5 protein-coding genes are annotated in these 7173 nt (G+C 45.5%); 4 read left to right on the top strand and 1 reads right to left on the bottom strand.

What is annotated here, in order from left to right:
* Positions 1 to 89: 89 nt before the first annotated feature.
* The 4 genes from mnmA to JCM15548_RS19640 all read left to right on the top strand — a co-directional run bounded on the left by mnmA (position 90) and on the right by JCM15548_RS19640 (position 4586).
* A complete protein-coding gene (mnmA, locus tag JCM15548_RS19655) occupies positions 90 to 1298 on the top strand; it encodes a tRNA 2-thiouridine(34) synthase MnmA (protein WP_062128830.1) in 1209 nt (402 codons plus the stop codon).
* Between the two features lie 27 nt (positions 1299 to 1325).
* Positions 1326 to 1820: a metallophosphoesterase family protein gene (locus JCM15548_RS19650; protein WP_062128827.1), complete on the top strand. Its 495-nt coding sequence runs from the start codon at positions 1326 to 1328 to the stop codon at positions 1818 to 1820.
* Positions 1821 to 1984: 164 nt separating this feature from the next.
* Entirely contained in the window at positions 1985 to 4060 is a 2076-nt protein-coding gene (ppk1, locus tag JCM15548_RS19645) for a polyphosphate kinase 1 (protein ID WP_062128824.1), read from the top strand.
* Between the two features lie 16 nt (positions 4061 to 4076).
* Positions 4077 to 4586, top strand: coding sequence for a SixA phosphatase family protein (locus tag JCM15548_RS19640; protein WP_062128822.1), 510 nt, complete (start codon positions 4077 to 4079; stop codon positions 4584 to 4586).
* A gap of 28 nt (positions 4587 to 4614) precedes the next feature.
* Here the strand turns inward: JCM15548_RS19640 and JCM15548_RS19635 are convergent, their stop codons facing one another.
* Positions 4615 to 6660: a sensor histidine kinase gene (locus JCM15548_RS19635; RefSeq protein WP_083985274.1), complete on the bottom strand. Its 2046-nt coding sequence runs from the start codon at positions 6658 to 6660 to the stop codon at positions 4615 to 4617.
* Positions 6661 to 7173: the final 513 nt, after the last annotated feature.

The following is a 7173-nucleotide window of genomic DNA, read 5'->3' as shown; positions in this document are numbered from 1 at the left end:
GACCTAACACCCTATCGACCTATTAACCCACTCCCCTCCCTGTGGCTGGTTAAAATTTTGTATCTTTGCAGTCTAAAAATTTTGTGGAAATGACATCAAAAAAGAAACGTGTAGTTGTGGGCTTGTCGGGTGGAGTTGATTCCAGTATTGCGGCGTACGTACTAAAAGAACAGGGGTATGAGGTGCTTGGTTTGTTCATGAAAAACTGGCACGATACCACGGGGGTTCTGAAGGCGGATTGTCCCTGGCTGGATGATAAGTTCGATGCGGAAGCTGTGGCCCGAAAGCTGGACATTCCGTTTCATTTTGTGGATTTGAGTGAACAGTACCGCAGCAGGGTGGTGGACTATATGTTTTCGGAGTATGAAAAGGGTCGGACGCCCAATCCGGATGTGCTTTGCAATCGCGAGATTAAGTTTGATGTCTTCATGGCCGAGGCCATGAAACTGGGGGCGGAATTTGTGGCCACGGGACATTATTGTCGCAAGGAAACCATTGAGGTGGAGGGACGGCCGGTGCACCGACTTCTGGCGGGTTTGGATCCCAACAAGGACCAGAGCTATTTTTTATGCCAATTATCGCAAAAGCAACTCGAAAAGGCCTTGTTTCCCATTGGTGATTTGCAGAAGCCGGATGTGCGCCGCATTGCCGGTGAATTGAAACTGATCACGGCTCATAAAAAGGATTCCCAGGGTATTTGCTTTGTAGGAAAGGTCGATTTGCCGGTGTTCTTGCAGCAAAAATTGAAAGCCCAAACGGGTCGTGTTTTTTTAATCCCGGATGATAGCGAACTGTTTGCCCGCGATTGGCAGTCGGCCCAAGCCGATCCTTCCGATGAATCATTGGAAGATTTATCGAAGCCCTTTCCCTTTCATCCGCGCTTCGGCCAAAAGGTCGGGGAACATAACGGGGCCCATTTTTATACCATCGGACAACGGAAGGGTCTCAATATAGGCGGGTTTCCCGAGCCCTTGTTTGTCATTGGCATCAATGTGGACTACAATCAGGTTTATGTGGGGATGGGGCAGGAGCATCCCGGACTTTTCAGGTCTGTTTTAAAAGTGAATACCGAGGAGATGCATTGGGTGCGACCCGATTTGGCCCTGAAAGTCGGCGAAAGTCGTCGTTATAATCTGCGCATACGCTACCGCCAGCCTTTGCAGGACGGCGTTGCCCACATGCGTGAAAACGGTCTGTTTCTTGTCTTTGACCAGGCGCAGCGCGGGATAACGGCCGGACAGTTTGCGGCGCTTTATGATGGGGAAGAACTTGTGGGTTCGGGGGTTATTAATTGGTAGAATCAATGAGTTTTAGGCTTTATAGCTATGCAAAAGATCGGTTTATTATCGGATACACATGCTTTTTTTGATCCCAAGTTTTACGAGCTCTTTCGTGAAGTCGATCAGATTTGGCACGCCGGCGACATTGGCTCAGAGTTGGTGCTCGATGCTATGGAGGCTTTTAAACCGGTAAGGGCGGTCTATGGCAATATTGACGGAGCGGAACTCCGTCGGCGTATTCCTGCCGTTCAGCGGTTTAGCTGCGAGGGTGTGGATGTATTGATCACGCATATAGGCGGCTATCCGGGGAAGTATGCTCCCCAAATCAAACAGCAGATATTCGCCCATCCGCCCAAACTCTTTATCTGCGGACACAGCCATATTCTTAAGGTCATCAATGACCCTTCACTCAAACTCCTGCATGTCAATCCGGGAGCCGCAGGTAAGTATGGTTTCCATACGGTGCGGACGGCCATTCGGTTTACACTCGATCAGGGTGATATAAGAGATATGGAAGTCATTGAATTGGCTGACAGGTAATTGAAAACTTTCCCCCAAAAACAACCAAGATGTGCCTTTTTTTTAATATTTTAGGGTAATTCTACTCTGATACTTTGCCCGGGCAGCCGAAATTGGATGTCTGCGTGAACAAGCAGAGCAGATTGGAGTTTAGATTGAAGCATTTTGTTTTAAAAAATTCGGGTATGGGGTATTTGCCAAAATATTTTAATCGTGATATAAGCTGGTTGGCTTTCAACTACCGAGTGTTGGAGGAAGCGAAGGACAAATCATTGCCCTTGTTTGAGCGGTTAAAATTTCTGGCTATCTACTCATCTAACCTGGATGAGTTTTTCAAAGTGCGTGTGGCGGAGTATAAATACAATGTGGACCCCGATGAATTAGAAGATATAAAGGGTGCCTCCCCGGTCAAAGTCCTTCAGGAAATCAACCGTATTGTGGATGAACATCTTCAGGAATTCAGCCATATATTCCACGGTGAAATATTGGCCGGCTTATATCAGGAAGGACTGATGTTGTACCAGGGTGATTTGCCCAATGATCCGGAGCATCAACAATACATTCGTAATTATTTTTATCGGGAAGTGATTCCCTACTTGCAGCCTGTTTTGCTAACGCGTGGAACTCGTTCCTTTTTAAGGGATAACAGATTGTATTTGGCCATTCGGCTGTACAGAAAAAAAAGCACCAATAACGAGGATAAGTTGAAGAAACGAAGGGCACGCTATGCGATTGTAAAGCTACCGACCAACGATTTGCCAAGGTTTATCCGACTTCCGGATAAAAATGACCGTTATTACTTCGTGTTTTTAGATGATCTGGTCAGATTTAATCTGCAGGAACTTTTTCCGGGTTACGACATTGATTCCAGTTACTGTGTGAAGTTGCTGCGTGATGCCGATTTGGGCATTCAGGATGAATTCAGTGGTAATCTGGTAGAGAAAATTAGACGTAATATCGGTTTGCGTAAAGTCGGTGAGCCAACTTTGTTTACCTACGACCGGGACATGCCTGCCGATTTCCTGGGCTTTTTAAAGGAGACCTTTGGCTTTTTAAAGCAAGATTTAATGGCAGGTGAGCGTTATCTCAATTTTCAGGATTTCTTTAGTTTTCCCAATCCGTTTTCGCCCCATCATCAATTGAATCACCCACCGTCTATTCACCCGCATGAGTTGGAAAAGTATGGCTCCATGTTCAATGCCATTAAGGTAAAGGACCGGATGTTGCATTATCCTTACCAATCGTTTGATTATGTTTTGCGTTTTTTGAATGAGGCGGCGCAGGATCCCAAGGTGGTGGAAATAAAAATTACCCAGTACAGGGTGGCCAGTAACTCCGCGGTGGTCAACTCCCTGATTAGTGCGGCCCGCAACGGAAAGAAGGTGACGGTTTTTGTGGAGGTGAAAGCACGTTTTGATGAGGAGAACAATCTTCAATTGGCCCGATTGATGGAAGATGCCGGAATACGAATCATTTATAGTCTGCCCGGATTAAAAGTCCACGCCAAAATGGCTTTGGTTTTGCGAAGGAGCGGAGATATCCGCAAGCGGTCCTATGCCTATTTAAGCACCGGAAATTTTAATGAAAAGACGGCCCGGTTATATGCCGATCATGGTTTTTTTACCTGTAAGGAGGACTATGTTTTTGATTTGGAGGAATTATTTGAGTATTTTGAAAATCAAGAAGTTATTCCGATATTTAGGAAGTTGCTGGTCACTCAGTTCAATTTTAAGCACGAACTTCTAAAGCGTATCGACCGTGAGATTGAATGGGCATCCAAAGGGAAGGAAGGATACATTCTTCTGAAAATGAACAGTATTCAGAATAAACCCTTGATCAATAAGCTTTATGAAGCGAGCCAGGCCGGTGTGAAAATTGATTTAATTATCCGGGGTATTTGCTGTGTGGTGCCCAATCAGCCCTTTAGCAGGAATATCAGAATTGTCCGGTTGGTGGATAGTTATCTGGAGCATGCCAGGTTATGGATTTTTGGCAACAATGGAAAAAAGGAGGTCTTTTTGACCTCGGCCGACTGGATGAACAGAAATGTGATGCGTCGTATTGAAACGACCTTTCCCATAGAGGATGAAGAAATTTTGGAGGAGATTTTTGATATTATTAATCTTCAGTTGCGCGACAATGTGAAAGCGCGGTTGATTAATGAGCGGCTGGGGCATGACCGAATAGAAATTGGTAACGCTGACCAAATCAGGGCCCAATGGGATACCTTTAAAATGCTGGTATCTAAGGAGCCGTTATAGTGTAAAATTAAAAAATATGAAGAGATTAATTTTGGTGCGTCATGCCAAGACTGAGCCTTTGACAGATGCTGCCTCCGACTTTGAAAGGAAGCTTAAAAAGCGGGGACGGGGTGATGCGTCCCTCGTGGCCGGTGATTTAAAAGACAAGGATTATGTGCCGGATGTATTAATTGCCAGTCCCGCCAAAAGAGCCATTCAGACGGCCCTCATTTATGCGGAGACCTATGGCATTCCTGAGGATGACATCAAGGAAGCCATGTTTGTCTACGATGGAGACACCACCGCTCGCATGCTGGACGCTATTGCCGGTTTAGCCGGCAATGCCGGGACCGTCATGGTGGTAGGGCATAATCCGGACATGGCCACACTGAGTATGTTGTTGACGCGGGAAGATTTCTATCATTATCCCACCTGTGCGAGTTCTGTTATTGCCTTTTCTATTACGGACTGGAAAGATATGAGTGTGGGGCAGGGGCGATCCGAATATTTTGTCTATCCCCGACTTTTGAAAAATAACAAAGCCTAAGCTTCGAGGGGCACCAAACTCCCGGATTTCAGGTGGAATGGATTTTACAGGGAACATTGAAGGTAAAGCAGGCCCCTTTGCCCAATGCTGATTCTACACTTATTTTGCCGCCCATTAAATGGACCAGACTTTTGGTGATGGCAAGACCCAAGCCGGTACCTCCCATATTGTTGTTGGGGCCCGGGTCTATTTGTCTGAAGCGCTCAAATATCACATGGTGGTTTTTTAACTCAATACCCTGACCGGTATCTTTCACTTTGAAGACAATATTCTTGTTTTCTTTGATGCCGTAACTCACTTCAATGGAACCGCTGGAAGTAAATTTGATGGCATTACTTACCAGATTGTTAATGATTTGTTCCACCCGGTACTGGTCGGCCGTTATCAAAAGACTTGGACTCTTATTCTCCTTCTCAAGAATGAATTTGACTTCTTTACTTTTGTTAGATAGGATGGTATGCGCCACTTGTTCTAACTTGTCGAGCAGTACATGAAGATCAAAGGTCTCATTGTTCAACGAAAACTGCCCCGACTCAATTTTCGAAATATCAATGATGTCGTTGATGAGGGTGAGCAGACTTTCTCCGCTGGCTCTGATGAGTTGCAGGTATTTTTCGGATTCTTCATGGGTGAGAAAGGTGCCGTTGATGAGAATGTCAGAAAATCCAAGGATGGCGTTCATGGGGGTCCTGATTTCGTGCGACATATTGGCCAGAAAGGAGGATTTTAGTCGGTCACTCTCTTCCGCTTTTTCTTTGGCCATGCGCAGTTGCTCTTCAAATTCCCGTTGAAAGTGAATGTCCATTAAAATGCCCACCATTCTTGCAGGTTTCTGGTCAATGACCTCCGTGATTTTTCCATGCATGGAAAACCATTTGAAGGTGTCATCCACCGTTCGAATGCGCACTTCACCACTAAAAGAAGCGTTGATGCCTGATACGTGCATCATAAAAGACTCCTTAAGTTGCTCAATATCCTGCGGATGGAAATAGGAATCCCAGTTTTTTAAGTTGAAGTGAAGTTGGTCAGGTGTTTCGTACCCCAAAAGGTGCGAAACCCATTTATTCAGGAAGATATCGTTTTTAAAAAAATCAATGTCCCAAAGCCCCACATGAGCGCCATCCAATGCCAGTTCGAGGCGGCTTTCGCTTTTCTTGAGCTGCTTTTCTACCTGCCTCTTTTGATTAATAATATTTAGTAAGAAAAGGATGATGAGTATCAAAAATCCCAATATGAGTCCAACCACTATGATTTCTTCCTTGTACCGGTCCAGATAGCTTAGCGGCTGATTAATGACGATTGCATCAGGGGGGAGTAAGGTGCTGTCCAGTTGGTAATAGTCAAATTGTTGATAATCGATGATTTTGGATTCTGGTGTGAGTGTCAGGAATGGCACCGTTTCAGAAGCGTCCGTCAATCTTGATTTCATGATTTGCGCGGCCTTAAGTCCTTGGTCGCGCCCCGTAATAATGACCCCGCCTGTGATAAAGTTTCCAAACAAGAAATCCCAATTCCCATAGATGGGGACATCTAGGCGATCTCGGATAAAATCCGCCTCCTGAATCATGTCGCGGGTGGCGCCATTTCGTGGGATGTACAGACTTAATAGTAAAATAGCTTTGTTTTGTGGGGCTATTTGACTGAGATCAGCGCCCAGTTGCCTGGCCGAAATGGCGTGTATGGTTTTGTGTCTGAAAGGGTAGGACTTGGTGTTGATGGCCTCCCGGAACTGGTCCATAAAAAGCAGGCCGCTTAAGGTGGAGTCGGATATGACAATGAGTTCCTCTAATTGGGGGTGGAGGGTGTTGATGAGTTCCAGGGTGGCGGCAATGTTGATGTCTTCTGCAACACCCTTATATTTAACAGTGTCAATGTCAAATTCTCTGATGTTGTTGACCCCACAAAAGGTAACCGGCACATCGTCCCATATTTCCACCCCATACTTTAGTACAAATTCAAAGGCATGATTGTCACTACAAATAATACCTTCCACATCGATGGTGTGATATTTTTCTTTGAAGTATTTTGTCATGGCCTCAAAATGCCTTGGATTGTTAAACCGTTTGGTGTCCATATACTCGATGGATATGCGGTAGCCCTCTTCTTCGGGAAGTTCAGCAACGATGGCTTCGGTCAGGTCTTTGGTCCATTTAAAGGTGGGATGGTAGGAGTTAATGAGGATTATATCGGTTTGTTTGGCGTTTTTTTTTGCTTTCTGCCATGGCAGAATGTGGAGAGAGTACCCCGAAAAGGACCAACAATAGGAAGGTAAATGGCTTCATCTTGAGTTTAGTTTGGGACGGTAAAATAGGATTTTTTTTGATGAGTTCAAAGTGTTCTTTTTTAATGAAATGGAGAGGAGGGTTTAAAAATGTGTTAACTTTGGGGGGAGGCGTAGCGAAGCGGGATCGATAGGCTGAGAGGGTAGATAGGGTAGAGAGGGTAGGAAGGGTAGATAGGGTAGAGAGGGTAGAAAGGGTAGATAGGGTAGAGAGGGTAGAGAGGGTAGAGTAGGGTAGAAAGGGGTTATTAGGTCGATTAGGTCAAGAGGCGTAGCGAAGGCGGAGTCCCGGCAAGGCCGGGGAAG

This window comes from Geofilum rubicundum JCM 15548 (assembly GCF_000974365.1).
GTDB classification, from domain to species: Bacteria; Bacteroidota; Bacteroidia; order Bacteroidales; family Marinilabiliaceae; genus Geofilum; species Geofilum rubicundum.
The sequence above is the reverse complement of the archived record's forward strand: the minus strand, read 5'-3'. Positions and strand labels throughout refer to the sequence as shown.

Excerpts from the sequence above, each read along its gene's own strand:
- mnmA (WP_062128830.1), top strand. The coding sequence starts at position 90 with ATGACATCAAAAAAGAAACGTGTAGTTGTGGGCTTGTCGGGTGGAGTT.
- JCM15548_RS19650 (WP_062128827.1), top strand. The coding sequence starts at position 1,326 with ATGCAAAAGATCGGTTTATTATCGGATACACATGCTTTTTTTGATCCC.
- ppk1 (WP_062128824.1), top strand. The coding sequence starts at position 1,985 with ATGGGGTATTTGCCAAAATATTTTAATCGTGATATAAGCTGGTTGGCT.
- JCM15548_RS19640 (WP_062128822.1), top strand. The coding sequence starts at position 4,077 with ATGAAGAGATTAATTTTGGTGCGTCATGCCAAGACTGAGCCTTTGACA.
- JCM15548_RS19635 (WP_083985274.1), bottom strand. The coding sequence starts at position 6,660 with ATGGACACCAAACGGTTTAACAATCCAAGGCATTTTGAGGCCATGACA.